The organism is Streptomyces sp. WM6378 (genome assembly GCF_001279695.1).
Taxonomy (GTDB): Bacteria; Actinomycetota; Actinomycetes; order Streptomycetales; family Streptomycetaceae; genus Streptomyces.
Genome location: NZ_LGDD01000257.1, coordinates 15,920 through 41,981 on the forward strand (window position 1 = coordinate 15,920; position 26,062 = coordinate 41,981).

25 protein-coding genes and 4 pseudogenes are annotated in these 26,062 nt (G+C 68.1%); 16 read left to right on the plus strand and 13 right to left on the minus strand.

Going from position 1 to position 26,062, the window contains the following annotated elements; genetic code table 11:
* The first annotated feature begins 188 nt into the window (after positions 1-188).
* From ADK54_RS44970 to ADK54_RS20190, 3 genes are all read left to right on the plus strand, one after another.
* On the plus strand, positions 189-629 hold the full coding sequence (locus ADK54_RS44970; RefSeq protein ID WP_107090579.1) for a TetR family transcriptional regulator C-terminal domain-containing protein: 441 nt from the start codon (positions 189-191) through the stop codon (positions 627-629).
* A gap of 810 nt (positions 630-1,439) precedes the next feature.
* On the plus strand, positions 1,440-1,610 hold the full coding sequence (locus ADK54_RS46110) for a hypothetical protein (protein ID WP_420717340.1): 171 nt from the start codon (positions 1,440-1,442) through the stop codon (positions 1,608-1,610).
* Between the two features lie 424 nt (positions 1,611-2,034).
* Positions 2,035-2,535: a VOC family protein gene (locus ADK54_RS20190; protein WP_053727063.1), complete on the plus strand. Its 501-nt coding sequence runs from the start codon at positions 2,035-2,037 to the stop codon at positions 2,533-2,535.
* A gap of 237 nt (positions 2,536-2,772) precedes the next feature.
* Here the strand turns inward: ADK54_RS20190 and ADK54_RS48560 are convergent, their stop codons facing one another.
* Positions 2,773-3,351: an alpha/beta hydrolase fold domain-containing protein gene (locus ADK54_RS48560; RefSeq protein WP_078966492.1), complete on the minus strand. Its 579-nt coding sequence runs from the start codon at positions 3,349-3,351 to the stop codon at positions 2,773-2,775.
* Between the two features lie 329 nt (positions 3,352-3,680).
* On the opposite strand from ADK54_RS48560, the gene ADK54_RS20195 reads away from it, so the two are divergent.
* Both ADK54_RS20195 and ADK54_RS20200 read left to right on the plus strand, forming a co-directional pair.
* Positions 3,681-4,151, plus strand: a complete 471-nt coding sequence (locus ADK54_RS20195) for a DUF4334 domain-containing protein (protein ID WP_053727064.1) — start codon at positions 3,681-3,683, stop codon at positions 4,149-4,151.
* Between the two features lie 73 nt (positions 4,152-4,224).
* Positions 4,225-5,355 carry an NAD(P)-dependent alcohol dehydrogenase gene (locus ADK54_RS20200; protein WP_053727065.1) on the plus strand — a complete coding sequence of 377 codons (1,131 nt, stop codon included), beginning with the start codon at positions 4,225-4,227 and terminating at the stop codon, positions 5,353-5,355.
* 202 nt (positions 5,356-5,557) lie between these two features.
* Here the strand turns inward: ADK54_RS20200 and ADK54_RS20205 are convergent, their stop codons facing one another.
* Positions 5,558-6,415 (minus strand): alpha/beta fold hydrolase, encoded by an 858-nt coding sequence (locus ADK54_RS20205; RefSeq protein WP_053727066.1) that lies wholly within the window; start codon positions 6,413-6,415, stop codon positions 5,558-5,560.
* A 100-nt stretch (positions 6,416-6,515) separates the two neighbouring features.
* Between ADK54_RS20205 and ADK54_RS20210 the strand changes: the two genes are divergently transcribed.
* Positions 6,516-6,926: a winged helix-turn-helix transcriptional regulator gene (locus ADK54_RS20210; RefSeq protein ID WP_053727067.1), complete on the plus strand. Its 411-nt coding sequence runs from the start codon at positions 6,516-6,518 to the stop codon at positions 6,924-6,926.
* Positions 6,927-7,216: 290 nt separating this feature from the next.
* Here the strand turns inward: ADK54_RS20210 and ADK54_RS20215 are convergent, their stop codons facing one another.
* Positions 7,217-7,741 carry a hypothetical protein gene (locus ADK54_RS20215; protein WP_053727068.1) on the minus strand — a complete coding sequence of 175 codons (525 nt, stop codon included), beginning with the start codon at positions 7,739-7,741 and terminating at the stop codon, positions 7,217-7,219.
* 336 nt (positions 7,742-8,077) lie between these two features.
* Positions 8,078-9,115, minus strand: coding sequence for a polysaccharide deacetylase family protein (locus ADK54_RS20225; RefSeq protein ID WP_053727070.1), 1,038 nt, complete (start codon positions 9,113-9,115; stop codon positions 8,078-8,080).
* A gap of 178 nt (positions 9,116-9,293) precedes the next feature.
* Between ADK54_RS20225 and ADK54_RS20230 the strand changes: the two genes are divergently transcribed.
* On the plus strand, positions 9,294-10,883 hold the full coding sequence (locus tag ADK54_RS20230; RefSeq protein ID WP_063802022.1) for a putative glycoside hydrolase: 1,590 nt from the start codon (positions 9,294-9,296) through the stop codon (positions 10,881-10,883).
* Between the two features lie 89 nt (positions 10,884-10,972).
* Here the strand turns inward: ADK54_RS20230 and ADK54_RS48830 are convergent.
* A pseudogene (locus tag ADK54_RS48830) lies at positions 10,973-11,245 on the minus strand (transposase); the annotation flags it as partial.
* Between the two features lie 71 nt (positions 11,246-11,316).
* Here ADK54_RS48830 and ADK54_RS46115 point away from each other — a divergent pair.
* Positions 11,317-11,466, plus strand: coding sequence for a hypothetical protein (locus ADK54_RS46115; RefSeq protein WP_159047851.1), 150 nt, complete (start codon positions 11,317-11,319; stop codon positions 11,464-11,466).
* A gap of 467 nt (positions 11,467-11,933) precedes the next feature.
* Positions 11,934-12,362, plus strand: a complete 429-nt coding sequence (locus ADK54_RS20235) for a hypothetical protein (RefSeq protein WP_053727071.1) — start codon at positions 11,934-11,936, stop codon at positions 12,360-12,362.
* Between the two features lie 18 nt (positions 12,363-12,380).
* On the opposite strand, the gene ADK54_RS20240 is transcribed toward ADK54_RS20235, so the two are convergent.
* Positions 12,381-12,596 carry a hypothetical protein gene (locus tag ADK54_RS20240; RefSeq protein ID WP_053727072.1) on the minus strand — a complete coding sequence of 72 codons (216 nt, stop codon included), beginning with the start codon at positions 12,594-12,596 and terminating at the stop codon, positions 12,381-12,383.
* A gap of 176 nt (positions 12,597-12,772) precedes the next feature.
* On the opposite strand from ADK54_RS20240, the gene ADK54_RS48835 reads away from it, so the two are divergent.
* The 3 genes from ADK54_RS48835 (at position 12,773) to ADK54_RS20250 (ending at position 15,060) form a co-directional block, all read left to right on the plus strand.
* A complete protein-coding gene (locus ADK54_RS48835) occupies positions 12,773-12,973 on the plus strand; it encodes a hypothetical protein (RefSeq protein ID WP_063802016.1) in 201 nt (66 codons plus the stop codon).
* 63 nt (positions 12,974-13,036) lie between these two features.
* A complete protein-coding gene (locus tag ADK54_RS43595; RefSeq protein ID WP_267887023.1) occupies positions 13,037-13,585 on the plus strand; it encodes a hypothetical protein in 549 nt (182 codons plus the stop codon).
* Between the two features lie 557 nt (positions 13,586-14,142).
* Entirely contained in the window at positions 14,143-15,060 is a 918-nt protein-coding gene (locus ADK54_RS20250; protein ID WP_053727073.1) for an NADP-dependent oxidoreductase, read from the plus strand.
* 2,150 nt (positions 15,061-17,210) lie between these two features.
* Here the strand turns inward: ADK54_RS20250 and ADK54_RS46120 are convergent.
* A complete protein-coding gene (locus tag ADK54_RS46120) occupies positions 17,211-17,378 on the minus strand; it encodes a hypothetical protein (RefSeq protein ID WP_159047852.1) in 168 nt (55 codons plus the stop codon).
* An 87-nt stretch (positions 17,379-17,465) separates the two neighbouring features.
* Positions 17,466-17,990 carry an alpha/beta fold hydrolase gene (locus tag ADK54_RS20255; RefSeq protein ID WP_053727074.1) on the minus strand — a complete coding sequence of 175 codons (525 nt, stop codon included), beginning with the start codon at positions 17,988-17,990 and terminating at the stop codon, positions 17,466-17,468.
* A 242-nt stretch (positions 17,991-18,232) separates the two neighbouring features.
* Here ADK54_RS20255 and ADK54_RS20260 point away from each other — a divergent pair, with 242 nt between their 5' ends.
* The 3 genes and pseudogenes from ADK54_RS20260 to ADK54_RS47610 all read left to right on the plus strand — a co-directional run.
* On the plus strand, positions 18,233-18,688 hold the full coding sequence (locus ADK54_RS20260) for a VOC family protein (RefSeq protein ID WP_053727075.1): 456 nt from the start codon (positions 18,233-18,235) through the stop codon (positions 18,686-18,688).
* Between the two features lie 665 nt (positions 18,689-19,353).
* Positions 19,354-19,659 (plus strand): hypothetical protein, encoded by a 306-nt coding sequence (locus ADK54_RS20265; RefSeq protein WP_053727076.1) that lies wholly within the window; start codon positions 19,354-19,356, stop codon positions 19,657-19,659.
* 256 nt (positions 19,660-19,915) lie between these two features.
* Positions 19,916-20,125 (plus strand): annotated as a pseudogene (locus tag ADK54_RS47610) (DDE-type integrase/transposase/recombinase); the annotation flags it as partial.
* Between the two features lie 494 nt (positions 20,126-20,619).
* On the opposite strand, the gene ADK54_RS20270 reads toward ADK54_RS47610, so the two are convergent.
* Positions 20,620-21,624 carry a DUF1259 domain-containing protein gene (locus ADK54_RS20270; protein WP_053727077.1) on the minus strand — a complete coding sequence of 335 codons (1,005 nt, stop codon included), beginning with the start codon at positions 21,622-21,624 and terminating at the stop codon, positions 20,620-20,622.
* Positions 21,625-21,920: 296 nt separating this feature from the next.
* Between ADK54_RS20270 and ADK54_RS47615 the strand changes: the two are divergent.
* Positions 21,921-22,552: pseudogene (locus ADK54_RS47615) on the plus strand (class I SAM-dependent methyltransferase); the annotation flags it as partial.
* A gap of 58 nt (positions 22,553-22,610) precedes the next feature.
* Here the strand turns inward: ADK54_RS47615 and ADK54_RS47620 are convergent.
* From ADK54_RS47620 to ADK54_RS20290, 4 genes and pseudogenes are all read right to left on the minus strand, one after another.
* A pseudogene (locus ADK54_RS47620) lies at positions 22,611-22,831 on the minus strand (IS630 family transposase); the annotation flags it as partial.
* Between the two features lie 41 nt (positions 22,832-22,872).
* Complete coding sequence (locus tag ADK54_RS20280; protein WP_063802017.1) at positions 22,873-23,922, minus strand: quinone oxidoreductase family protein; 1,050 nt, start codon at positions 23,920-23,922, stop codon at positions 22,873-22,875.
* A gap of 333 nt (positions 23,923-24,255) precedes the next feature.
* Positions 24,256-24,807 (minus strand): cupin domain-containing protein, encoded by a 552-nt coding sequence (locus ADK54_RS20285; RefSeq protein WP_053727080.1) that lies wholly within the window; start codon positions 24,805-24,807, stop codon positions 24,256-24,258.
* A 21-nt stretch (positions 24,808-24,828) separates the two neighbouring features.
* Entirely contained in the window at positions 24,829-26,037 is a 1,209-nt protein-coding gene (locus ADK54_RS20290; protein ID WP_053727081.1) for a cytochrome P450, read from the minus strand.
* Positions 26,038-26,062: the final 25 nt, after the last annotated feature.

Consider the following 26,062-nt stretch of genomic DNA (forward strand, 5'->3'; position numbering starts at 1 on the left):
GATTGGGCGTATGCCCCGCTTGAGTGAGGAGCGCCGCGAAGCGCGGCGGCGCCACATCCTCACCAGCGCCTGGAGTTGCTTCTCCCGCAACGGCTTTCATGCCACGTCGATGGATGACGTCATCGCCGCGACCGGCATGTCCTCCAGTGCCGTCTACCGCTACTTCCGCAGCAAGGACGACGTCATCGATGCCGCGGCGGACGAAGCCCTGGCCCTGGTCGGAGACCTTTGCCAGCGGCTGCTGGAGCAACGCCCCACCCCCCTCGCCCTCCGAGGTCCTCCGGGCCACGGCCGCCCAAGCCCGCGACCGGGGCGAAGGCCGGCCGTATGCCCTGAGCTGCATCGCGATCCAGGCATGGGGCGAGGCACTGCGCAGTCCGGAACTCGAAGGACGCACCCGGACCCTCTACCTGGCCGTGCGCAGCAGCCTTAGCAAGCTGGCCCGCCGCTGGCGCGACGAGGGCACCCTGGCGTCCACGGCGGACCCGGAGCAGGTCGCCACCGTCCTCATGACACTCCTGCCCGGTCTCCTGGTCGGCCGCCACCTGGTGACGCCGGTCGATGCGGACCAGCTGGTCGGCGGCCCCTCCTCCCTCGCCCTGGCACTCGGCGGCGCTGCGCGCGCGTGATCATGGTGGCGGCCGCGCCCATGCCGACCGCGGAGGGCACGGTGGGGCCGTCGGCCCTGCCGAGTGCGGCCCCTGCCTGTCCTGCTGAGCAGCATGGGCCCCTGACCTCCGCTGCGGGCGGCCGCCGGGGTCAGTGATGACTGCCGCGTGCCTACGGACGGGGTCAGGGCCGGGGGCACGGGATGAGCGGTTCCGGGTGCGGGGGCGTGGCCAGCAGGTCTGCGGCCGGGCACAGCCGTGATCCTGGCCAGCAGGTACAGCGTCGCAGCAGTCCCGTTCGTGGCGACGTCATCGGCCGGTTTCGGCTCGGGGGCGGGGCGAGTGCTGAGCCAGGGCGAGTCGCACTCGATGCGTTCGGCGTCCAGGCCGTGGGGCGTGGCGGTGTAGAGGCGCAGGCGACCTGCGGCGAGTGCGGAACGTCGAGATGAAGATCTTGAGATGCTCCGCGCCGTCGGCGACCCGGGCCGCGACGAAGGCGTCGACCTCGTCCGGTCCGGCGACCGTGGGGAACGGTTCGACCATGCCGAGCTCTGACCAGCTGGCAGCGGTGGCCGCCGGGAGCGGTCGCGCCGGTGGTGGCGACGCTTACGCCGGCCAGGTCGTCCCGCTCGTTGGCGGCGGCAGCATCCGACGGCTGTTTCGGCAGAGCCACTCATGTCGAGCTCGGTCGTGATCCCGTGGACGAGCGCCTAGCGCAGTTGCGCGGTGTCGGAGGTGTGGGTGTGGGCGTCGATGAGGCCGGGCAGCAGGGTGCGCCCGGTGCCGTCCAGAACCGTTGCCCCGGCTGGGGTCTCCAGATGGGTCCCGACGGTGACCTCATGGATGGCCGCGGAGGCGTTCCAGAACGCCCGCAGCCCCAAGGAGCTGTACTGGATCGACGGAGCCAGCCACGTCGACCTCTACGACAAAGAGCAGTACGTCAGCCCAGCAGTCTCGAAGCTCTCCGGCTTCTTCGGAGCACGCCTGTCCAAGGCCAAGTAGACCGGTGGCCATGAGCACCGCAGCAGCCACCCCGATCACGTCCCGGCCACAGCTGCCGGCAAACACGCAGGCCAGCCCAACGAGCTCGGGCATGGCCGGCGGGGGGGCCGTCGGGACCTTGATCGTTGATCAGTGACTGCCGGAGCGAAGCACCAACTGGTCTTCATCGACCGCCTGTTGGCGACCCTTGCCCCCCGCCACGGCGCGACCCACGACGCACCGGCCTGTTGGTTTGATGTAGACCGCTCCACACCAAAGGATCATGTTCGGGCAGCGAAAACCTCCCAATCCACCCAGTCGGTCCGATATCTCGCCCGCATCTCATCGTGACGCTCGCAGATCCGGGGGATTTACTTGAAGTCTCACATTGTTTAGTGTCACAAGAGAGGCCACCGCCTCACACTTCGCAGCCCAGGGAGACCCCATGCCTGTACGCCGCCTCAACCATGCGGTGCTCTACGTACGAGACGTCGCACGAGCCGTCGAGTTCTACACAGACGTCTTCGGCTTCAAGGTCGACGTCGACATCCCCGGCCGCGCGGCATTCCTCAGCGCCGAGGGCACGCTCAACGACCACGACCTCGGCCTCTTCTCCGTCGGGCCGGAGGCACCAAGCCCCGAGCAAGGCAGCGTCGGCCTCTACCACCTGGCCTGGGAAGTAGGCACTCTCGGCGAGCTGGCCGATATCGCCGTCAAGATCAACAAGCGCGGCGCCCTGGTCGGATCAACGAACCACGTGGTGTCGAAATCCCTTTACGCCAAGGACCCCGACGGCAACGAATTCGAGATCATGTGGCGCGTGCCTCGCGAGGACTGGCCATCCGCGACCGAAGAGGCCAGCGCCGGCGCACTCGACCTCGAAGAATCGCTCAAGCGCTGGGGTCCCGACCTCAAAACGGGCGCCGCGGCCGGATCCGCAACCTGAACGACGATCCGGAGTCGAGTACGGCAGGGAGCCACCCCTCGTGGGCATAGGCACCGCCTTCCCTGCGCCGGCAGCAGAACGTCCTCGCCAACATGTCTCTGATTCCGACCGGCCCGCCACGGCGAGCCGATTCTCGGGCAGTGACCTCGCCATTCACCCAGCCACTGCTCTGCCCCATCCACCATCCACCGATAGCGCCCGGTCACGCCTGCTGGCCACTCTGGCCACCGCAGCAATTCAGAGATGACGACGGCACCAGGTGGTCAGCGAAGAAGGCCGTCGCCACAAAACTCGGTAGCGAGCCGACCGGGACGCCGCAGGATCGGGCACCGAGGGGCATGCGGGCATCCGCTGGCGGCTGATGGAGGAGATGCCCGTGCGGGCCGGGCGTCGCCCCGGACTCACGATGGGGGGTGGCTGCCGGGGCGACGCCCGGCCCGCAGCCAGGTAGATGATCACCCGGTGGATGCCTCGGTGAGCGGCGTGAGAGGCGTAGAGGTTGCTGCGGGACAGGAAGTCGCTGGGGATTCCTGGATACGGTACGGCGCTCACCCGGGTCCCGTTACGGCGCAGCCGCTCCGCGTACGCCTCACCTTCGTCGCGCAGAACATCCGCCTCGGCCGTGATCACCAAGACAGGTGGCAGCCCCGTGAGCTGCCGGTCGCTGGCCCACAACGGGGCTGTATGCGGGTCGTGTCGCATGGGTTCGGTAGGCGGCGTAGGCGTCCCAGAACCCCTGCATGGTGCGGCGGCCTCCAGAATCCACACGACCCGGTCCACAGTACGGTGCCGCCGCCGTCGGCCGCGCTCGCTCATCCCACCCCACCCCACCTTGTCCTTCAGGTAGTTGCGGTTGTCCTGAGCAACCTAGCGGCCTTGCACGCCCTGGAGTCACACCTGAACCGCGTTGAGGCGGACACCGGCAAAGGGACAAGACCGTGAGACACGTTGCCGTGGCACCTGAATGAGACAAGCTGGGGACACGCAGGCTGCCGTCACGGAACTGTCGCCCCGGAGTCCGCCGAGGCCTCGTGCGGAGGGCCGGACAGCCCATCGCAGGGGCCGCTGGTGAGCGGGTTGCCGCCAACAGCCCACAGCACCAGGCGAGTTAGTGTGTCAGAACCCGAGCAAGGAGTGATTGCTTCATGGATGTCGAGCAAGCGCGCACCCGTATTGCCGCGATCCACGCGGCCGATGGCACCGTGCGCGACACCGGTGAGCTGGACCAGCTGTGGGCGGCGCTGGAAACCGTACGCCCGGAGGAAATCCTCGGGACCTGGAAAGGCACCGGGATCGCCACCGGTCACCGGGTGGAGAACCTGCTGACCCAGGCCAGGTGGTACGGCAAGACCTTCCACTCCGTCTCCCGCGTCGAACCCCTGATCTGCCGTGACGAGCACGGCACACTCTTCTCCAATGCGGTCCTGGCCAAGGGCGAGGCAAGCCTGTGGATGGTGGAGTTCCGCGGGGAGGTGACCGCCACGATGGTCTATGACGGACAGCCCGTGCTCGACCACTTCAAGCGGGTCGACACCAACACCCTCCTGGGCGTGATGAACGGCAAGAACGTCCTCGATGAGGGGCGCCACTTCTACTTCGTCCTCGAACGCGCTTGAAAACACCGTCAGTTGCACACGGGCGCCGCCCCGCCCCCAACCAACATCCGTCCACCGTCCCGGCCGCGGCGCCATGGCGGCTGACAGCACAAGGAAGACACGCGTGCGCATACAAGCAGCAGTGGTGGAGTCCCCCAGCGGCCCCTTCACCATCCATCATCTGAACCTCGACGAGCCGCGGCCGGACGAGATCCTGGTGCGGACCACTGCCGTTGGCATCTGCCACACCGACCTCAGCACGCGACGGATCTGGCCCAAAGAACGTCTGCCCATGGTCTTCGGCCACGAGGGCGCCGGTGTCGTCGAGGCCGTGGGTGACGCGGTGACCACCGTCGTCCCCGGCGACGCCGTGTGCCTCAGCATCCGAAGCTGCAACGCCTGCCAACCGTGCGTGACGGGAGCCCCGGCCTACTGCGAGAGCGCCGGCATCCTCAACTTCAGCGGCTCCCGCCCCGACGGCAGCACTCCCCTCTCCCGCCTGGACGGGACCCCGGTCTACGGCAACTTCTTCGGCCAGTCCGCGTTCGCGACGCACTGCCTCACCTACGAGAGCAACACCATCAAGATCCCCGCAGACCTACCCCCAGCTGTGGTCGCACCCTTGGGATGCAGCGTCCAGACAGGCGTCGGTACGGTCCGCAGCGTCCTGCGTCCGTCACCGGGCGAGACCCTCGCGGTCTTCGGCGCCGGCGGCGTCGGACTGAGCGCCGTCATGGCAGCCGTCGCCGACGGCTGCACCGTCATCGCCATCGACCCCGTTACCGCTCGACGCGCCATGGCTCAGGAGCTCGGCGCCGCAGCAGTCATCGACCCCACCGCGGAGGACGACGTGGCAGCGGCCATCCGCGACCTCACGCACGGGGGGCCGCATCACGCCATCGACACGACCGGCCGGCCTGCTGTGGTCTCCCAGGCCATCAGCGCCCTGCGCAAACGAGGCACACTCGCCCTGGTCGGCCTCGGCACGGCCGAGTTCGACACCATGCCCGCGATAACCAAAGGGCTCACCATCCGCGGGGTGACCGAGGGCGACGTCGTACCCACAGAAGCCATCCCACAGTTGATCACCCTTCACCGGCAGGGAAAACTCCCCCTGGACAAACTCATCACCGAGTTCCCCTTCAACGACATCGAAGCCGCCGCCAAGGCCGCGTCAGCAGGCCACGTCATCAAGCCCGTCCTCACCTTCCCAGAAGGAGAATGAGCTCGGGGAGGCCCAAGTCAGCACGCTCCTCTTGCCGTGCCTGGATGGTCGGCCTCCTGGGAAGGAGGCAGGCAGCGCGAAGTGAGGGACCGAGAGGGGAAACGCACCGGCGACTATCCATGCAGGCCAGTCGGCGTTGGCATGCCGAACGTACTCACGCGTGGCAGAACGCCTCTCACCGTCCTGCCCGGTGCTACTCCGGTCACTTCGGCAGATCGGTGGCGAGGAAGGGAGCAAGGAGCGCGAACAACGCGTCGGGGCGGTCGAGGGGGATGATGTGGCCGCAGTCCCGGAGGTGGTGTCCGACCAGGTCATCGGTGATGGGACGGAGTTGGCGTTCGAGCCCGGTGCCGACGGGGTGAGAGCCCACGGCCATGGTGGGCATGGTCAGCCGAGCCGTCGCGACGGCGTCCTGGATCTGCTGCGCACTGGTGGGCAGGGCCCGGTAGTAGGAGAACGCGCAGCGCAGGGCCTCGTTCCCGGTGTACGCGTGGACGAAGGCCGCACGGATTTCGTCGGGTACTCCTCGCCCGAGCGTCCCCGAGTCGAGGAACCAGTCGATGTACGGGGCCTCGTTGCCGGCCAGGACGGTCTCGGCGAGGCCGGGGACGGCGTGGAAGCCGAACCACCACGGGGCGCCGCCCGCGATGACGTGTTCCGCTCCGGGCAGGCGGCCGAGCAGTGCCTCCATCACGACCAGCCGCCGGACGAGGCCGGGCCGGCGCAGAGCGAGCAGGACGGCGGGGGCGGTGCCCGCGTCGATGCCGACAACTGCTGCCGAAGGTTCACCGAGTGCGTCGAGCAGCCCTTCGGCGTCGGCCGCGAGGGTGCCTGCGTCGTAACCATGGACGGCACGTGAACTGGTACCGAAGCCTCGCAGGTCCGGAGCGATGACCCGGTATTGCCCGGCGAGCCGGCCCATGATGCCGCTCCAGAGTTGCCAGGTGTGCGGGAAGCCGTGCAGCAGGAGAACCGCAGGTCCGGCCCCGGCGATTGCGACATTGAGTTGGACGCCGTTCGTCGCGACGCGGCGTAGTTGGTGTGCGGTGGTGACGGGCATGGCGGCTCCCCCGAATGGTTACCATTGGTGACCACAGAACGATAAGTAACTGTCCAGCCGCTTCCTAGACGGCACTTTCAGGGAAGGTGGTGAGCCACAGGTGACCACCCGAGGAGCCCGGGCCGCCGGTCGCGGGGTGCGCGGCGATCTGTTCGATCCCCAGTGCCCGACGCGGCAGTTGCTGGACCGCGTGGGTACGAAGTGGACGTCCATGGCCGTCAAGACGCTCGCCGATGCCGCACCGGACGAGGTGCGCTTCGCGGAGCTGAGACGCCGGATGCCGGGCGTCTCGCAGAAGATGCTGTCCGTGACGCTGCGCAGCCTGACCCGCGACGGGCTGGTGTCGCGCCGGGTCGAACCGACCGTGCCGCCGCGGGTCTTCTACCGACTCACCGAACTCGGGCTGTCCCTCGAAGCCGCGCTTGCGGGGCTGCGGACCTGGGCGGAGGAGCACATGGCCGAGATCGACCGCGCCAACGAAGCCGCCGACCAGAAGGCCGATGAGCGCTAGGCAGCCCGGTTCCGCGCTCAGTACTGGTGGCTCGGGTACTCGATGCGGCCGACGTCGCCGCCCGGGTACCACGTAGAAGATGGAGGAGATGTCACCGGCGCAGTGACCGCCGACGAAGGAGCTGGTCAACGACGACGGGACGACGGTGCCCGACGACGGCATCTCCCCGTTCTGCCCGAAGCACTCCACGATCCTGAAGTCGGCCGTCGAGGGCACCTGGCCACCGTGCTTCTCAGTCAGCCGAGCCGTCGCGATTCATCACGCCTCACCCGGCAGGGGAATATCCCGGGTCAGGTTGTGGGGCAGCCGTGCCGGCCGCTCGATGCGGTGACGAAGGAATCCAGCAGCCGGTTCAGCGCGGCCGGGTCGCTCGTGCCGTGTGCCCCCGAAGTGCCGTCCGGGGCGCGATCGTTGGTACGTACGAGCTTGAAGTGCGCGGTCCCGATGGCATCTTTGCACGGCACCGAGTGCTTGTAGGAGTCCTTCGCGGTGCCAGGGTACCGGCCGTCGAGGGACATCTCCTGCTCGGCTGACGGCCTGTAGTACGCGGTCATGTGGAAGAGCCCCAACTCGCCCCGCTCCAGCGAGCACTGCTCGGTGAGCGCGCGTCCGGAGGGCTTCTCAGTGACTGTTGTGACGGTCAGCCGGGCGGCCTCGCGGACGTTGACGACGCCGGCGCAGGTGCCTGCCGCCTGGGCGACGGGCCGCCGTGTCCAGTCCGTGCGGTCGACACTCGCGGGGCGTTCGCCGAGCTTGCCCTCGCAAGAGAAGTGGCCCGCCGCGCTGTGTGCCGTCTGGGTGGCGAGGCGAGCCACTTGGAGGAGCTGTCCGGCGCTCGCGAAGATCGCAGCAGGGTCCGGCCACCGCTCGCGCCCACGTACGCAGCGTCACCAACCTGCAACCTGCTCGCGGCGCGGGCCCTGCCCCCGACCCGGTCGCTGCGCCGGTCCTGGTTCGACTATGTCCTGGTGGACGGCACGATCGCCGGGTGCGACCGGGTCGGTGATCGGGAAACGCACGACTAACGGCATGGATGTTCACACCGTGCCGCCTGGCCTTGCCCAAAGGTCGTGCTTTCACTCTCAAGCATCACCGCTGAAGATCCTTAATGGGGTTCGGGTCTCGTAAACCGTCCCCCAACCGTTCCCCGTTCAGTACGGCCGGGCGGCCTGCCGGTGGGCCGGGGCGAGGCGGGCCTCCTCGGACTTGGGGAAGCTGATCTTCTTCGGGTCGCCGTCCGAGGTGTAACGCTTGACCGTCCCGTCGCGGAGTTTGTCCAGCCAAGCCGTCGAGGTGAACTGGGCCTCGGGGCCGGTCGCCGCCTGGGAGCGAATCCTCGGGATGGCACCCCGGTCGAAGGTGGTCGAGAAGGGGGAAGGGGCGGGGTCGGCTCCCACCAGGTAGACGCCCTCGTGCTGATAGCTCACGCCGTCGGCGGCTCCCTTCAGCGCCAGTTGCCGGGAGCGGGACATCGAACCGTTGGGAAGTGCCAGCGATACCACCGACAAGCCGGGCACGGCTTGGGTGATCGCCTTTTGGTTGTCGGCGATGGCCTTCTGGGCGGTGTCGTCGTCCACCGTCCCCAGCGCGGTGTGCCGCAGGGTGTGGTTGCCGACCTCGAATTCGTGTTTGGCGAGCCAGTCCAACGACTTTCGGCCGCCCGGCTCGCTGAACGGGTCGGCGTTGACGAAGAACGTCGCCACGGGGCGGAATCCGGGGTGCTTCCGGGCGGTGTCCAGCAGGATGCCCACCGCGGTGTCGGGCGCGGGGCGGCCATCCGTTCCCAGCCGGAACTGGGAGACGGTCGAGTCGTCGAAGGTCAGCACCACAGGGTGAGTACCGGCGGGAATGTCCATCTTCCCACTGCTGAATTCCCTCGCGGTGACCGGTACGTACCTCTCCCCTGCCAGCCGTTCCAGCTCGGCGCGGAAGTCCTGCGGCGTGCGGTCGTACACACTCTTGGGCTCGGCCACCAGTTGGTGGTACATCAGCACCGGGACCGCCCCGAGCTCATTGGCCTGCACTGTCGCCGGGTCGGCAACCGCTGCCCGCCCGGCGGCCTTGCGCACCGGTGCCGACGGCCCGTCCTGGCGCCCTTCCGGTGGGGATTGGGCTGCCGAGCAGGCGGTGAGCAGCAGGATGGCCGATGCGACGACGACCGCGCCGCCGCTTCGGTGGGATTGACGCATGATGCCTCCGGAGGTGAACGAGACGCTTCCCGTCGCCTCCAGCCTCGGGCAACAATGCGCCCCACACCCCGGCTTGATGGGCCGAATGCATGATTACCCGCTCGAAACCTCTTGGGCGGACCGCGCGGCGGCTATGTCATATCGCAAGGAACCCTCTTTCGAGAACGGCAGAGTGAACATGCGCGGAAAACGACCCCGAACGCGATACGCCGTCATAGCCATATCCCTGCTGGTGCCGGTCTGCGCGGCGCTCGGGGCCTTCGCGATACAGTCCTCCTCCCGCCAGCTCCAGGTCGAAGGGCTCAGCAGCAAGGACGCGTTGGGCCGGGCCGACGTCAGCAACCTGCGCCTTGCAATCACAGCCAAGGACGGAGCCGACCTGGCCGAGCTGGAGGTGCTGCTCGACGGGAAACCGGTGCGCACCCACCGGGCCGACGACCGCCTCACAATCGACACCCCCTCACTCGCCGAGGGCAAGCACGAACTGACGGCCACATCCCACAGTGGCCTGTCCTTCCTGCACGACATATCCCGGACGTTCACCGTGGACACCACCGCCCCGAAACTGCGGCTGTCCCCCGCCCAAACCACCAAGCCCGGCGCACCGATGACGGTGGGCGGCCGGGTCGAGGACGCCGGGCAGGTGAAGGTCTCCATAGCCGGCACGCCCGTGCCCGTCGGCAGCGACGGCACCTTCTCCCGCCGGTTCGAGAAGCCCCCCGCCCGTATCGAGGTGACGGCCACGGACCAGGCCGGCAACGTCACCCGCGAGCACGTGAACGCGGTCGCGCCCTATCCCCTCACCCGGGCCGCGCACCTGACCGCCATCGGCTGGTCCTCGTCCGAGGTCCGGGACCCGGTTCTCCAGCTCGTCAAAGACAAGAAGCTCAACGCCGTCGAGCTCGACATCAAGGACGAGAACGGCGAGGTCGGCTACGACTCCTCCGTGCCGCTGGCCCGCGAGATCGGCGCCGTGAAGAACCGCTACGACGCACGTAAGGTGATCGACACCCTGCACGGCATGGGAGCCCGCGTCATCGGCCGCATCGTCGCCTTCCGCGACCCCATCCTGGCCCAGGCATCCCACCACCAGGGCAAGGACAACCGCCTGGTCCTGGCGCCTGACGGCAGCCCGTACGACGGTGGCCACTACGGCACGCTCTCGTTCACCAACTTCGCCGATCCCGAGGTCCGCCAGTACAACATCGACCTGGCCACCGAAGCGGCCAAGCTGGGCTTCGACGACATCCTGTACGACTACGTGCGCCGCCCCGACGGAAAGCTCTCGACACTGCGCTTCCCCGGCCTGGGCGACAAGACCCCCGAAAAGTCCATCGCCGACTTCGTCGCCGAAACCCAGCTCCGCGTCCAGCCCGAAGGCAAATACCTCGGGGTCTCGGTCTTCGGCATCGCCGCCACCCGGCCCACCGAAATCGCCCAGGACATCCCCGCCATTGCCCAACACGCCGACTACATCGCTCCCATGGTCTACCCCTCGCACTGGGCCGTCGGTGAGTACGGGGTCGCCAGTCCGAACGCCAGCCCGTACGAGATCGTCAACCGGTCGCTGGCCGATTTCACCAAGCAGGTCAAGGGCACCCGAGCCGTGGTCGTCCCCTGGCTCCAGGACTTCTCCCTGGGCGTCCACTACGGCCCCACCGAAGTCGCCGACCAGATCAGAGCGGCGGCCAAAGACGGCATGAACTCCTTCCTGCTCTGGAACGCCGGAGCCTCGTATCAAGGGGCGGCGCTGACCACCCTGGGGTGACAAGAGCCTGGATCCCCGGCAGGAGGACAAGGACTGTGAAGAGAACGGCCCTGTCTCACATTCGGGATGCTGATGGCGATCTCCGCGAGTCAACTGCCGGTCTGAGGGCCGGTGTCCCGGCACAGTTGCTGGAACGGGGTGAGCAGCCGTGATGTGTGTGAGGGCATGGTGCCGGGTGGGAAGCATTCCCTGAGACGGACGATGTTGGCGCCGGCGGCGGTGAGAACGTACTGAACGTCCACCGTCGCCGGCCCTCGATAGCGGCAGTGGCGCGGGCCATGGGCATAGACGGTCTCGGAGACGATGGCCTCGCACCCCGCGCGCAATGGCTCGCGGGCCTGCCAGTCGGGGATTTCCTGTTTCCGTGCGGGTTCGGTTCTGGATCGCCTGCAGGGAACGGGGCATCAGGAACAGGTGGCGGCCCCGGCCGCCGGTGCTGGTGCTGGTGCTGGTGCTGGTGCTGGTGCTGGTGCTGGTGCTGGTGCAGGGTGGCCGGTCCTCGCAGGCTCGGCAGATGGTGAAGCCGGGACGGTGGCGCGAGGGGGTGATCGGCCTCATGGGTCCCAGAAGAGCGACACCGTAGCCGGACCGCGCGCAGAACGGAGGTCGCGGAGATGGGAAGGCCCCCGTGCCAGCCGCCGCTGGCCAAATCGTCGTAGAGACCCCGCACGGAAGACTCGGACATGCATCCCAACGTAGTGCTGGGGCCGTTTCCGAGAAGCGAGCACGACCGGCAACCGCTCGACCAGCGTCGCGCGGATGGTCGAGGAAGAGATCGGATCGGCCTCGAAGGCTCCGACCACGAGGTCGGCCAGCCCGTCCGGACCGGCGACAGCGGTGTGGCGGGAGCCAGGCTCGGCGGCATTGCCGTTGACCGCAGGAGAACCTCACCTGACCGGCGGGCGGGTCGGCGGCCTGGTCCCTCCCCCTGTATGGCCGACGGTCCAGGAGTGTCGACCCGCGTCATCTGCGCACGATGACGTTTGTCATGCGGAGTTGATGCCCGCGGACACTGATGGCGCGTCAGGCCGCAGCCGTATTTTTGGGGACATGGAGATCACGAAGAACACCGCGTCCCCGTCCCTCCGCACCGAGTGGAGCCTGTCCCTCCTCGGCGGACTCAAGCACCGCGACGCTTTCGAGGCACGCGAGCGCACCGTGCATGTCGCCGCCGTCGGCGGAGCCAAGCTCGACCACACCAACGCGACGCTCCCGGCCGGTCCGACCCACCTCGTCAAGGCGGCCCTGGTCGGCGGCGCGGAGCTGGCCTACCCCGAGGGCGCCTGTGCCGAGGTCGACGCCTTCTCGGTGTTCGGCGGGGTCGACCTGACGGTTCCGGCCGGCACCACGGTCGAGGTCAGCGGGTTCTCCCTGGTCGGCGGGCGCAGCCGTAGCCTGGCGGGCGAGCCCGGCGGCGCGGTGGTCAAGGTGCGCGCGTACTCGCTGGTCGGCGGCGTCAAGGTGCGCCAGGGCCAGTAGCCGCCGCCCATCGGAGGGCTACCGCAGCAGCCACTTCTCCGGGTCAGCTCCATCACCTCCGCGCGGCTGCGGCCAGCCAGCGTGCCCGGCGGCGGCATCGGCACCCATGGCAGGGCCACGGCTCGCCGTGGCGATCACAGACGGCCGCTCCAGTTTGGCCCGCGCATCCCCCTCGCCGCTCTCGACCTGCTCGATCACCGCCTCGGCCTCCTCCTGCTCCCCCGTGTCGAGCATCTCGTCGAGCAGCGCGGCCCGGTTGTCGAAATACCCGCAGAAACCGCCCTTTCTGACGCCGAGCGCCTACGCCGGCGATTCGACCCGAACGGCCTCCGGGTCGCCGACGGTGAGTACCCGCAACCCCTCCTCGGCCCTGTGCCGGTCGGACCGCCGCCAAGGATGCTGAACTGCTGGTGCTGTGGCATGAGAACGCGGTGCTGCGCAGGCAGTTCACCCCACCCGTGCGCTACGAGACCGCGGACCGGCTCTGGTTCACGGCGCTCTCCAGCACTCTCCTGAAGCGGATCCTGGCAGCAGCGGCCGCGGAGTCCGCCCAGCACGGCGTGGCCAGCGCACGCGTGGACCCCATCGCCACCCAGGCCAAGGCCAACTAGCGCGCCATCTACGACTACTTCGGCGACAAGAACAAACTCTTCGCCGCCGTCCTGGAACACCTCCTGGCCGACCTCGCCCAGGCCGTCCCGCCCGGCGACGAGGATCCGCCCGCCTACGCCGAGCAGCTCTTCGACTACCACCGCGCCCACCCCGAAGCCCTGCGCCTGCTCATGTGGGCGGCGCTCGAACTCGGCGACCGCCCCGTCCCCGGGGAGGAAGCCCGCACCCAGCACTACGAGGACAAGACCGGCGCCACCCAAACCACCTCGGACTGCGAGGCCCGCAGCCGACTGTTCTGCACCCTCGTCCTGGTCGGCTGGAGCCGCGCCATGCCCCAGTTCCGCCGCGTGATCCTCGGCCCCGACCACACCCTCGGACAGCTCCGACCCGCCATCGCCGAAGCAGTCCGCACCCTCCCCGGACACGGCCAAACCCCTCGCAGAACTGATGCCGCGCGGCCTGGGCTGCCTGCAAGGAGCACCTGGCCTCCTGCGGACAAACGTGGCCGGGCCGCCGTTCGGGGGCCGCCCGATAAAGACCTTCTCCGAGCTTCGCGCGCGGTCAACCTGAGGGAGGGTCAACCGCTGTTGCGGAGCTCGACGAGGACATAGGGCCAGGCAGCAGTCTCCAAAAGCGCGTCAGCTTCGAGCATGCCTCTGTGTGCCTCCGTGTTGGAAGCGCGGGGACGCCAACCCCGGGCTCTCGCCGGGAAAGCGTGGGCGGTGGCCGGCATCGTGGCAAGTGATCAGACGTACCGAAGCCCCGACCGAGCGCCTGCGTTGTGCCAGTCGCTCGGCGAAGGGAAAAGACGGCCACATCGGATCGTCGCGGGCCTGCGACCAGCGGCAGATCGGCCCGCGCCTTGTCCCCCGGGGATCTCCGCCGGATCTCCGCCCGACAATGCAGATCAGCAAACGTCCGCTCGCTCAGTTCGTACCACCTGCGGCGCCCTCCTGAGCCGCTTCACATCGCCCGGACTTCACCAACCATCTGCGGAATGAAGCCAGTTGGAGTCGCCAGAGCCCGCAGAATGCCGCCCTGGCGGTGGTGCTTCTGGGAAGACACATGTGTTCCTGATCGTTGAGGGCGATGTCACGGTCGAGGCGTTGTCGTCCGGCGCGTGGCCGCCCAAGGTTTTGTCCGAACGACGAAGTGCGGTGATCACGCGATGAAGGCTGTGCGGTTCCATGAGTACGGCGGGCTCGATGTGCTGCGGGTGGAGGAGGTGGAGCGGCCGGTGCCCGGCCCCGACCAGGTGCTGGTCGAGGTCCGGGCGGGCGGAATCCAGCCCGGCGAGGTGAATATCCGTACGGGCGCACTGCACGAACGCTGGCCGGCGACGTTCCCCTCCGGACAGGGCAGCGATCTGGCCGGCGTCGTGGTGGAGGTCGGTTCGCAGGTGCGCGGCTTCGCGGTGGGCGATGAGGTGTTGGGCTTCACCCATAACAGGGCGAGCCACGCGGAGTTCGTCGTGGTCGACGACGTGAATCTGGTGTCCCGCCCAGCGGGGCTGTCATGGGACGTGGCCGGGTCGTTGTACGTGGCGGGCACGACTGCGTACGCCACCGTGTTCGCGGTGGACCCCCAACCGGCCGACACGGTGGTCGTGTCCGGTGCGGCGGGAGGCGTCGGGTCCCTCGCCGTGCAACTCGCGCGGCGACGTGGCGCCACGGTGATCGGGCTGGCGAGCGAGCCCAACCACGCCTGGCTGAAGGATCGCGGTGTGCTCCCGGTCGTGTACGGGGACGGTGTGGCCGATCGGATCCGTCAGGTTTCCGGCGGGGACGTCGACGCGTTCATCGACACGTTCGGTGACGGCTACGTGGATCTGGCCGTGGAGCTGGGGGTGCGGCCCGAGCGGATCAACACGATCCGCGATTGGCAGGCCGCGGCCAGGGTCGGTGCGCGGACCTACGGGGAAGGCTCGGCAGCGTGCGCGGTCGTGCTCGGTGAACTCGCCCGGCTCGCCGCACGCGGGGAACTGGAGGTGCCCATCGCCCACACCTACCCCCTGGCCCGGGTGCGAGACGCGTTCCACGAGCTGGAACAGCGGCACACCCACGGCAAGATCGTGCTCCGGCCATAGTCCCGGCTGTCCTGGGTAACCAGCGAACAGCCACCCTGGAACCCAACGCAGGGTGTACATCGGCCACCCTCACCTGTCCGCAGTCGTCGACCGTGTCCTGTGCCTGGCCTTGGCAGGCATGGTGGACGGCATCCTCGGGCTGCGGGCACACACCGCGACCGCCGTCGCACGGCGGCGCACGTTCTCAATCACGCTGCCCGTGGGTAAGCCGCGTGGTCCAGGGGCCCTGCTCGATGATCTTCTCGGCGGTGAACGGGCGCTGAGCCGCTGGCTCGGAGAGTCTACCGGCGTGTCCCAAGCGGCTTCCCACAGAATGCGGCATCGGGATGCACCGGCGGGTCGGCGGACGGCCCGTTCGCCCGGCCCGGCAGCGTGCCACCCAGCGGCGGCGCAGCAGGTCGCGGTGCCAGCGCAGCACTGTGTCAAGAGAGACGATCAGGTGCGGCCGACGGAGACGAGCCCGGGGTACATGCCGCAGCGGCGCCGCCGGCAGGATCCGGCCGGTGCGCCTGGGACAGGGTGAGCCACCTGCCGCTCCCGCACCGCGAGTTGGTAGCGCAGCACCAGGACCTCCGTACCCCTGTCGTCCGCATCCCGGCCAAGCGGACGCATCGCGGCGAACAGGTGACCGAGGCTGAGGTAGACCAGACGCAGCAGGTCACACCCCGCATGGAGTTATCGGCACGCTCAGTACCGGGAGGCGTCGAAGTCTGAGCCGAACGACCCTGCACTCACGAAGGCTTGGGAGATCCTCGACCGACTGAACATCAATCGAGCCCGCGCTTCAGAACTACCGGACGCCATGAAAGCCGGGAAGCATGAGCACAGTGTCACCGCCGTCACCGAAGGGCCCGTCGGAAGGGGCAGCCATTGCGGTGGTGATTGTGAGCCCAACGATGCAGGCAGTTCCGAGGATAACTGCGGCGATACGGCGCATGAGGTTCCCTTACTGTCCATCAGTGGGGCTTGGCCCAGCGGATTGTTCGAGTTACCGCATGGTTGCCCGACTCGACGGGTAGACATGCACCGACCACTCGAACGGGTGAGCAGAAACACCCTGCTGTGCGCCCCCTCATATTTCACTTTCTGACCAGCACCGCCCGAATTACTCCGGAAGCCTTAATCCCACCCGATGAGTAGCTGAATGGACAACCTGACCAGGGTCTAAGGTTCCGATTGCACAGTGGATTGTCGGAATCATCGGCTTGGCCACCACTGTCGGACTCGTCATGACGATACTCATGGAGGGCTCCGCCGAGTCGATCGTGCCGACGGACGTCGAGGCGGGTGATCCGGTCCGGATCATTGACCGGCGCAGGCAGCGCGGGCAGCACGCACAGTGTGCAGCCGCAGCTCGCCATCCAGGCGGCAGCCGCCCCGCGCGAACGCCCCCCCAGCTCGGTCACCCGTCGGCAGGCAGGCCGTCTTCGCTGCTTCGGCGCTCCCGGTCGCGGCGGAGCAGCATGCTCTCGAACACCCGGCGTAGGAGTCGAAGAGCTGCTTGCGAACATCACCCTCGACAGGCGTGGTGTCAGGGTCCTGCGCGAAGTGTTCGTTCTCCCGGTACTCGCCGATCGCCCCTACCACGAGACCGCTCATCAGTCCCCGGACGGCGTTACGGGCGGTCCGGGAAAGCAGATCACGATCAGCGCTGGCCATATAGGCAGATTACGGGGCTGGTGTACGGGACACCCCAGAATTTTCACCCGTCACCGGTGCCAGCGCCGACCCCAGCCCGTAGCCCGCACGCCTCGGGCTGGAGTTGTCGTCCGTCACGTAATTTACGTGACGTTCCACGTGAACAGCTCAGTGGCGGCGGGCTCGCGGCCGGACAATTATCTGGCCCCTTCAACGGCGGGGCCATGGATTTGATTGGCCCCGTCTGCCGCACGTCGTATCGCTCCATGCGGCTCGGCGCCGCGACGGAATGACCGCCGGTCGAGTACATCCCTGCCCACCCGCATCGCGGGCTGGAGAACAGCGACACCCATCACCTCATGCTCACCCATACCGCCCGGCCTCACGCCGGCCACGAGCAGGTCGGCTGTGCCCGAACCCACCAACGACCAGCAGAAAACCCACCGTTGACAGAGCCCGCCCCTTCAGGAATGACAATTGCTACGCCTCAGCTGCGGTCCCGTGCTCGTTGGTCAGGTTGCCTGGTCGCAGTAGTCGACGAAGGTGCGAATTCTGGTCGCGAATCGCCTGGGATCGACGAGGTGGACGAAGTGCCCGTCGCCCACCCACTCCTCGATCTCTACGTCCGGCATGTCGTCGAGCCGCTTGCGCTCCCCGTGGGTGGCAAGCCGGCCGAACACCGCGAGGCAGGGGACCTTGATCCCGGCCGTCTTCGCGTCGATCCGGGCCTGCAGCTCGGCCGGGTCCGTGGTCAGGACTTCATCCCACTATCCGAGCACGACGTCCTGCTCGACCTTGTGCGTGCCGAGGACGAGCGCGCGGGTCGGCTCGGGGATGCGGTCGAGCCCGAGGCTGTTCTCGATGTTCGGCCAGACCTCGTTGAAGGCGGGTCCGCGCAGCATCGGTGCGATCTGATGGACCATCCGGGCGAAGGGGATCACTTCCATCGCCTGGTCCACCAGGACGATGCCGCGCGCCGGGTACGTGGACGCGTAGAGCGCGGCCACCGCGGCGCCCATCGAGTGCCCGACGACGACCGGGCGTTCGATGGCCAGCGACTCCAGCAGTCGGTGGATCTGCTCGGCGACGCCCTCCAGCCGTGTCGGTTCGCCACTGCTGCCGCCGTGTCCCGGCAGGTCGATGGTGATGGTCGTGACGGCGCCGTCCAGCTCGTCGATGATCGGCCGCCATCTACGTCGGTCGAAGGTCATCCCGTGCAGGAGGACGACGGGCGTGCCCGTTCCCTCGATGCCGTAAGCCAGGCCGGTCTTCAGATCGGTCGTGGTTGCCATGACGCACCTCCGCGGAGATCAGCTGCCTGTGCGAGGGACTCGCCGCGCTGGACCTCCGACTGGCGACATCGGAGGCGGCCTCGGGCCGGCAGCCGGACAGCACGCTGATCTGGGCTGACGCGCTGGGCGCCCTGATCGCGGGATGGCAAACAACGCGCAGAACCTGACCGCGGTGATTCCGGCCAGCCGCCACTGAACCCAACCGATCCACAGCTCTTGACACTTGCTCCGATCATGGGTGGATGACTGCCTTCTACCATGTGTGCTTCGTGGTCCCGGACATCGAGCAAGCCATGCAGGACTTCCAGCGTGCGGCCGGGGTCGAGTGGAGTGATCCCGTGTCCGACCGGCTCGGTGAGTGGGACTACCGCATCGTCTTCACCGCAGGCGGGCCGCCCTTCATCGAGCTCATTGAAGGGCCGTCAGGCAGCCCCTGGGACGCGTCCAGGGGAGCCAGGTTCGATCACATCGGCTTCTGGACCAGCGATGTGCGGCACGGTTCCCAGCGTTTGGAGAAAGAGGGCATGCCCGTGGACTTCTCCGGCTGTCCCTATGGCAGGCCGTTCGCCTATCACCAGATGGACAGCATCGGCGCCCGGATCGAACTCGTAGACCTCGGCAGGCAGGCCAGCTTCCTCAACGGGTGGCATCCGGGCGGGAATCCGATGCCCGCCATCGACGAAACGTCCAGAAGCTGAGCTCTCGTCACACGATGCAGCCTCGAACGGTGTCGGCAGGCCCCCGGCACCTCGTGTCGCGGTCTCCCCCAGGTGGCGTATGGCTTCGCCGGGCTGGGCTGTGGGCAACGCAGTGGCTGCGCCTTGCCGTTGGGACACTCCTACACATCATCCATACCGGCATACCTGGCACACCGGTGGCGCCGACGGTCACGACGTCCGCTTTGAGGTGTGGCTCCTGTCGGGTGACCGGGATCGGGCTGCGCAACCACGGCCGCTCAAGTAGGGCCGCGGCCTACCCTTTTGTGGCTGCGCCGAGAGCCCGGGAGGCCGCTGGCGGACAACAGGCGCACCAGCCCCAGCCCCTGGCCGTGTCTTTTTTAGACTAAATGGGCGCAGTTTGTGACCTGTTGTGCACGCTGCTCGTTCCTGGAGTGTCTGGTGGATCACAGTCGGACAGGTCGCAGCGTCTGGTGCGGTGCATCGCAAGGCGCTGGAGCTTCTTCATGGGGTCCCCTCTGGCCTTTGAGGGCTTGAGGGAGGAGCCGTGGGGATTGCTCGGCAACGCGGCGAGGTGCCGTGCCGGAGGCCGCGACCTGTCCGTGATCCACAGGACACTGCCCAGGGGCAGCAGGCTTACCGCAGGGCGAGCCCTGTCACCCCTCGCCGATCCACCGAATGGGAGCATGATCGTGATCAAGCAGGTTCTCGCCGGAGCGGTTCTCACCGCCGCCGCAATGATGGCCGTCGCCGCACCCGCCTCGGCGCAGGGTGCCTCGGACTTCGGCACCCGCAACGGCAACACCGTCATCGCCGGTGAGTCGGGCGGCATCCTCAACACCTACGGCGCCCCGCTCGTCAACGTCGACGGACGCTGCCTGGTGCCGCTGCCGGAGGGCGAGGGCATCGGCGGACACGGCCTCGGCGGCCCCAAGGCCGCATGCAACATCGCACCCGTCAACCAGTACCAGGCCCCCCAGAAGCTCCTCTGACGGCAGCCGACCACCGCGCCTGACCCACAGCCCCCTGCCACGCAGGGGGCTGTCCGCACACCTGGGGCCGGTGGGCAGGCCACCGCCGCTCCGCAGCGCACGCCGAACAGACCGCTATGGATGGCCAGGACCACGGTGCAAGGCCCGCAAGGGGCTGGACGGGGATGCAAGACAACCGGGGCCGCACAGAGTCGTTGAACGGGCGCAGGATCACGTCAGAGAGTCCCCCAAGGGGCACGGAGTCCGACCAGTCGGTCTGCTCCGGCGGAACTTCTCCGCGTCCACCCCCGACCACGCCTGGATAGGGGACATCACCTACCTGCCCCTCGTCGGCGGGAAGCTCCTGTATCTGGCCACGGTCATCGACGTGTACTCCCGTCGCCTGCTGGGCTGGTCGATGGCCGGTCACATGCGCACCGAGCTCGTCACCGACGCCCTCGACATGGCCGTCCGCACGCGCGGCGGCCTGCAGGCACTCCACGATCGGCCACTTCGCCCTGGTCGCCTTCGAAGAGAGAGCAGCTGCGCTGACCGGCGCTGCATGACAACCGATGTCCACGATCATGGTGGCAGCCGCGTCTCCCGCGTGATCTCCAACCGCGACAGATCCTCCCGTGCCCTCTCCAAGCGGAGGGCCAAATCCGCAGCCTCAGACTGGAGGTCCTGCACGTGCTGGCGAGCCGCGGCCTCCCGTGTCTGAGGCTCATCGGGATAGAGCCACCATGGCGCCCCACCTCCACCTCACCACCGGAGGAGCACGCGAGCGCCTAGGGCCTGTGCCGAGCCGTGATCGATGCTCCGGTGGAACGTCCGAGTGGCTGGACGTGAACTGCGCGGTGGGCGTTGGTGGATCCGTTGCCGCCAATGGGCGGGTACGGGCCGTATCCGCACCGGCTGCGGGGCCAGTTCGAGCCCTGACGAAATCTCAAAACGGCCCCACGAGCCCATCGTCGGCGTGGGTCACGACTCCGGGGTGGGCGGCGGCGCCAGGTTGGTGGCGTCCAGGGCCGGACGCAGGCCCCTCGCCAGCTCGACGCCGTCCCCGACTTTCCAGTAGTGCACGTAGAACAGCCGGGGCTGGTCGTCCAGCATGTGGTTGTGCAGCTCGACGATTTCGAAGTCGCCCCTGCGCAGGATCCGCAGGACGTTCTGCACTTCATGTGCGGTCATCACGATGTCGCCGGTGACCGCGGCCCGCTTCTTTCCGAGGGCCTGAAACTTGATCACCGTGTCGATACCGATGGGTGCGGGCAGCACATGGCCGTGTGAGGTGACGGTCTCCGCGCGGCCGATGAAGAACTTGTAAGTCCGGCCTTCGGCGATGCCCTTGCGGCCCAGTGTCTCGTCGATCTCGGCGGTGTCCAGGTCGATGGGCTTGGTGACCGCCGGCGCCGGCACCGCGATGGGGTCGCCGCTGACTTTCAGAACTGCCTTGAGCTTGCGGGCGAGGGTGACCGCGTCGCCCATGGCGTGAAAGTGTGTCCACCAGATGGGGGGCTTCTGGTCGGGCAGGTGCTTGTGGAGGGCGGTCTGTTCGATGCCCGCCTCCTGAAGGGCTTCGGTGGCCTTGGGGAGTTCGTTCTCAGTGAGCACCAGGTCGCCCATGAGCATGGTGCCGTCGCAGTACCGGGCGAAGTCCGCGCTGCCGTTGAGCGCGAGCGACGCCCCGATCTTCACCCCCCGGCTGGTGACCTTCAGATCCCTGCGGGGCAGCGAGATCCCGTAGACCACGTTCTCCCGCAACGCGCCGGTGCGGCCCAACGCCTCGGCGACGGGTTGCCAGTCGGCCTCCGTCGTAGCGATCGGGCGCTGCAGCCGGGGGCAGTGCAGGTGGCCCGGGGCTCCCGCATGACTGTTGGCGGTGTGCCCGACGGCGGCACCGCCACTGGCCAGGGCGAGGGCGGATGTGGTGAGCGCGGCCAGGACTGACAGCGTGCCGGTGCGCCCGCGTGGGATGGCAGACATGGGAACCTTCTTCGTCCAGGTAAGCGTCCCCGCCTACGCCTACGTGACTCGATGACTGCGTCACTGCGTGACTGCGTGAATGTTGTCCCGGTTCGGCACGATATGTGTGCGCCCGCGCCCGCGTTCGCCCACCTGGCCGACAAAAGTTGCCTCTCCCCACTTCCTGTGCCTGTCCCACTCGCGTCCGGACAACCAGATGCTCGCGTTGTATTGACTCCCGACACCGTCACTCACGCTGTGACCGGAAACGACGAACGGGGTGGGTGATCAGTGGGGCAGGGGGCGCTGATGGGCGGATGACCAGCTCACGCGCCCTTTCGTTCAACGCGGCCGCTGACCAGTACGCGGCCAGCCGGGCCTTCGTATCCGCCCGTGCTCTTCGATCACATCGATCGGCTCACGAGCCGTCCCCTGATACGTGCCCGCGTCGCCGATGCCGGCGCGGGCACCGGAATCGCCACCGCTCTGCTGCGTGAGCGCGGGGCTGATGTGATCGGCGTCCAGCCGGGCGACGCCATGGCCGCACCGTGCTCCCGGATGTGCCGATCGGGTCAGAGGTGACGGCAACGCCCTCCCCCTCACGGACGCCTCCCGCGACCTCATCACCTACGCGCAGTCCTGACAGTGGACCGACACCGCCCGCTCGGTCCCGGAGGCGTTGCGCGTCCTGCTTCCGGGCGGTGCGCTCGCGATCTGGTGGAACACCACCGCCTTCGACGTGCCCTGGATCCGGGAGCAGCACCAGCGGATCGAGCACCACTGCGGAGTGAAGCCGACGTCTCGCGTACGTCCCGACCACAGCGACGCCATCCGCCTCGCCGGCCTATCTGGGCTCCGGGTCGCCCGCCGCCAGGTGCGTTGGAGTCGCACGATCCCCCTCGATACGCACCTTGCCAACATCAGCAGTCGCTCAGCGTTCCTTGTCCTTGCCTCTTGGTGGCCACTCGTCCGTGACCTGCCCAATGGCTTGGGATTCGGAAGGGCGGTCAGACCGCTCCGGCGATGGGGCGGCCGCCGAGCGGAATGCCCCTCTCACTGCGTACGCGGGCGCGTTCACGTCGTCGGGATGCCGGGCGTTCTGGTTGCACCAGCGCAGACAGCCGTGCAACTCGCTACCTGAACGGTGTGGTTGGGATAGCGGGAGTTGGCGAGGGTGAACCGTCGCAGCGGCCACGTCCGCCTCGATCGGGTTCGCGGCCCAGGCCGCCTATGCGTCCGTTTTCGTCTGTCCCGGAATCCACTGCCTGGTTAGTCCCCCACTTCGAGCACTGCCTGGCCCCGCGAGACCCCCGCCTCGACGGCACGATGGGCATCACTCACGGATTCCCACGGTCTGGGATCCACAAATGCCTCCGGGATGCGGAAGCCGTTCGCCACATCCCGCCACAAGGCGGTGATCTCCGTGCGGTTGCCGGTGCGGACCCCGATGAGCGATTGGCTGTGGAGGTAGAACGGCAGCAGCGACATGGGCAGCGGCTCGTGCGAAATCGCTCCGGACACGATGATTCGGCCCATGTCAGCCAGTGTTTCGCGGTACTTGTGCCAGACCGCCGGGATGCCGAGGTTGTCTATGACACAGTCGACACCCCACTCGCCGGTCACCAAGCGGATGGCGCTGGCGAGGTCCTCCGCGTCACCGTCGAGGGCCGCCCGCAGTGGCAGGCCGTCCATGCAGCCCGGTTTGACGGCCAGCCGGTCGACGCCGATGACATGGGCCCCGCGAAAGCCTGCGAGCGACGCGGCGGTCGCGCCGAGCGACCCCGCCGCACCGATCACCAGCACGTTGCTGCCCGGGCCGACATGACCGGCTTCGAGTTGTGCTCTGGCCACGGGCCCGTTGCCCGCCAGGGCCGCCGCCTGGGCGAAGGGGACGTCATCCGGCAGCAGCGAGACGTTGGACTGCGGCGCCACGCACGAGTGCGCGTAGCTGCCCTGCCGGTGTATGCCGATCAGGCCGAACGACGAGCACGCCTCCTCACGGCGGGCTTGGCAGGCGCGGCATTTCCCGCAGGAAAGTACCGCGGAGACGGCTACTCGTCTCCCGATCAGCGCCGGGTCCGCGCCGGGACCGACGGCGTCGACCACGCCGGCGTGCTCACTGCCGAGTACGTGGGGGAATCCCGGCACCTGTCCCGCGAAAGGAGGACGTCCGGCCCGGGTCGCGATGTCCTTCGTGCGGCCGACAACGACCGTCGACACCCGGACCCGGACCTCGCCGGGCCCAGGTTCGAGATCGGCCAGTTCCGCGAGGTGGATCACCTCTGGGCCGCCGAACTCCTCTATGACGAGTGCTTTCACCGGTCCGTACCTCCCGTCGGATGGGCGGCGCCGACGGTTCGCCGTCGGCGGGATGGTGTCGCCGGATGGTGTGGCGGCAGAGGTGCCGGTATGACCGTTTGCACTCTCTGAACTGCGCCAGCATGCGCCACCGGTGAAGTCGGGCGCATGAACCACCGCACCCGGCGGAACCGCTGTGATCTCCTACTGGTGCGTTCGCTATTCGTGCTTCCTCCTACCCCGGCCGTATACACCCGCACTACTTGCGCGGACGGACCGGCCGAGGTCAGAAGACGGACGTCAAGCGCACCAGCTTGAACGCCTGGAACCACGTCATCGGAGAGCGGGACCTGATCACGACGGCCCGCTGAGCCGAGTGCGCAACGGGGTCAGTTGATGGATGTCGTAGCGCCTGCGCAGGGCGGATACGGCTGCCTCGTCCGGGGGGCCGTCGGCGTTCAGGATCTCCAGCAGCTCCTCGAAGTAGCGTTCGTGGTTCGGGGGCGGAGCCGCCTGCACGAGCATCCTGGCGTTCTGGTCCGTCCGGTTGGCGAAGGCGTGCGGACAGCCGGGCGGCACATGCACCACCGAGCCCCGGGTGGCCCGCACCGGCCCCTCGCCGGAACGGGACTCCCACAGCTGCCAGTTGTCCGGCGTGCGTTCCCGCGGCTCGAAGGCGAGCACCTCCAGCTCACCTTCGAGGAGGTAGAACACCTCCTCGCTGTTGGCGTGGGCGTGTGCGCCCACGTCGAACCCGGGGGGCACCACCACCTCGAAGAGGGAACCCACCTGGGTGCGCGCGCCCGTTACCTTCATCGTCACCTCCTGGGCGCTGGTCACCAGGGTCCGCCCTCCGCCCGGCGGGAGCACCAGGCCGTCCATCGTCGACGTCGTCAGATCGGTCATCGGGAAGTCCTCCGTTCCTCGTCACCAGGTCACCGGGATCGCTACCGGACCCCGGATCAGCTCGCCTTGCCGCCAGCGGATATCACTCGGCGGAACGGCGAGCCGCAGGTCGGGGAAGCGGTCGAGCAGTCCGCGGAGCATCACCTGCATCTCCATCCGGGCCAGCCAGGGGCCGGCGCAGTAGTGCGGTCCGTTGCCGAAGGCCAGGTGTGGATTGAAGGCGCGGTCGAAGTCGAGGCTGTGCGGGTTGTCGAACTTCTCCGGGTCGCGGTTGGCCGCCACGTACGAGGCGTAGACGGGCTCGCCGCGGCAGACGGTCACCTCGCCGACTTGCACGTCCTCGGTGGCGATGCGGCCCATGCCCACCGCGTTGCGGTGGGGGATGAAGCGCAGCAACTCCTCCACCGCCTGTGGCAGCAAGTCCGGCTCGGCCAGCAGCCTGGCATGGTGCTCCGGGTGTGTGAGCAGCAGGTAGACCATGTTGGCGCTGTTGAACCGCACCGAGTTGATGCCACTGACCTCCATCAGCACAGCGAAGGCCACCAGCTCCTTTCGGGAGAGCTGGCCGTCCCGCTCAGCGGCGGCCATATCACTGAGTACGTCGTCGCGGGGCTCCGCCATCCTCTGGGTGGCCAGCGCGTCGAAGTAGGCGCCGATCTCCTCCTTGGCCTGCTCGCTGCGCCGGCGGCCCTGCGCCGACGAGATGACCAGCAGGGTCCAGTCGAGGATCCGGGACCAGTCCTCCTGCGGCACACCCATCAGCTCGCTGATCCCGGCCACCGACAGGGGCGTGTTGAGGTGCTCCATCACATTGGCCGGCGCTCCGGCCTGTTCCATCGCGTCCAGAAGGTCCTCGGCGATCTTCTCGGCGCGTGGGCGCAGTTGCTCGACGCGCCGGCGGGTGAACATCTTCGCTACGGTCTTGCGCAGCCCCGTGTGGTACGGAGGGTCGGTGAACCCCACCGCGTCGTCGAGCGGGATGAAGTGCGGGGCGAGCCGGGTGACATCGCGACCGGCCAGTTCCGCCCTGCTGAACCGCGGGTCGGTGGTGACCAGTCTGACGTCCTCGTACTTCGTCGCCACCCACGCGTCGCCTTCCCCGTATGGCATCCGGATGCGGGCGAGTCCGCCGTCGTCCAGCATCTCCTGCATCGCCGGGTCGAAGTCGAGGGCTTCGATGTCGTCAACGCTCCAGAAGCGGACCGGTGGCCGATCCGTTTGACTGCTCATGATGCGTACCTCCTGCTCGGTGCGG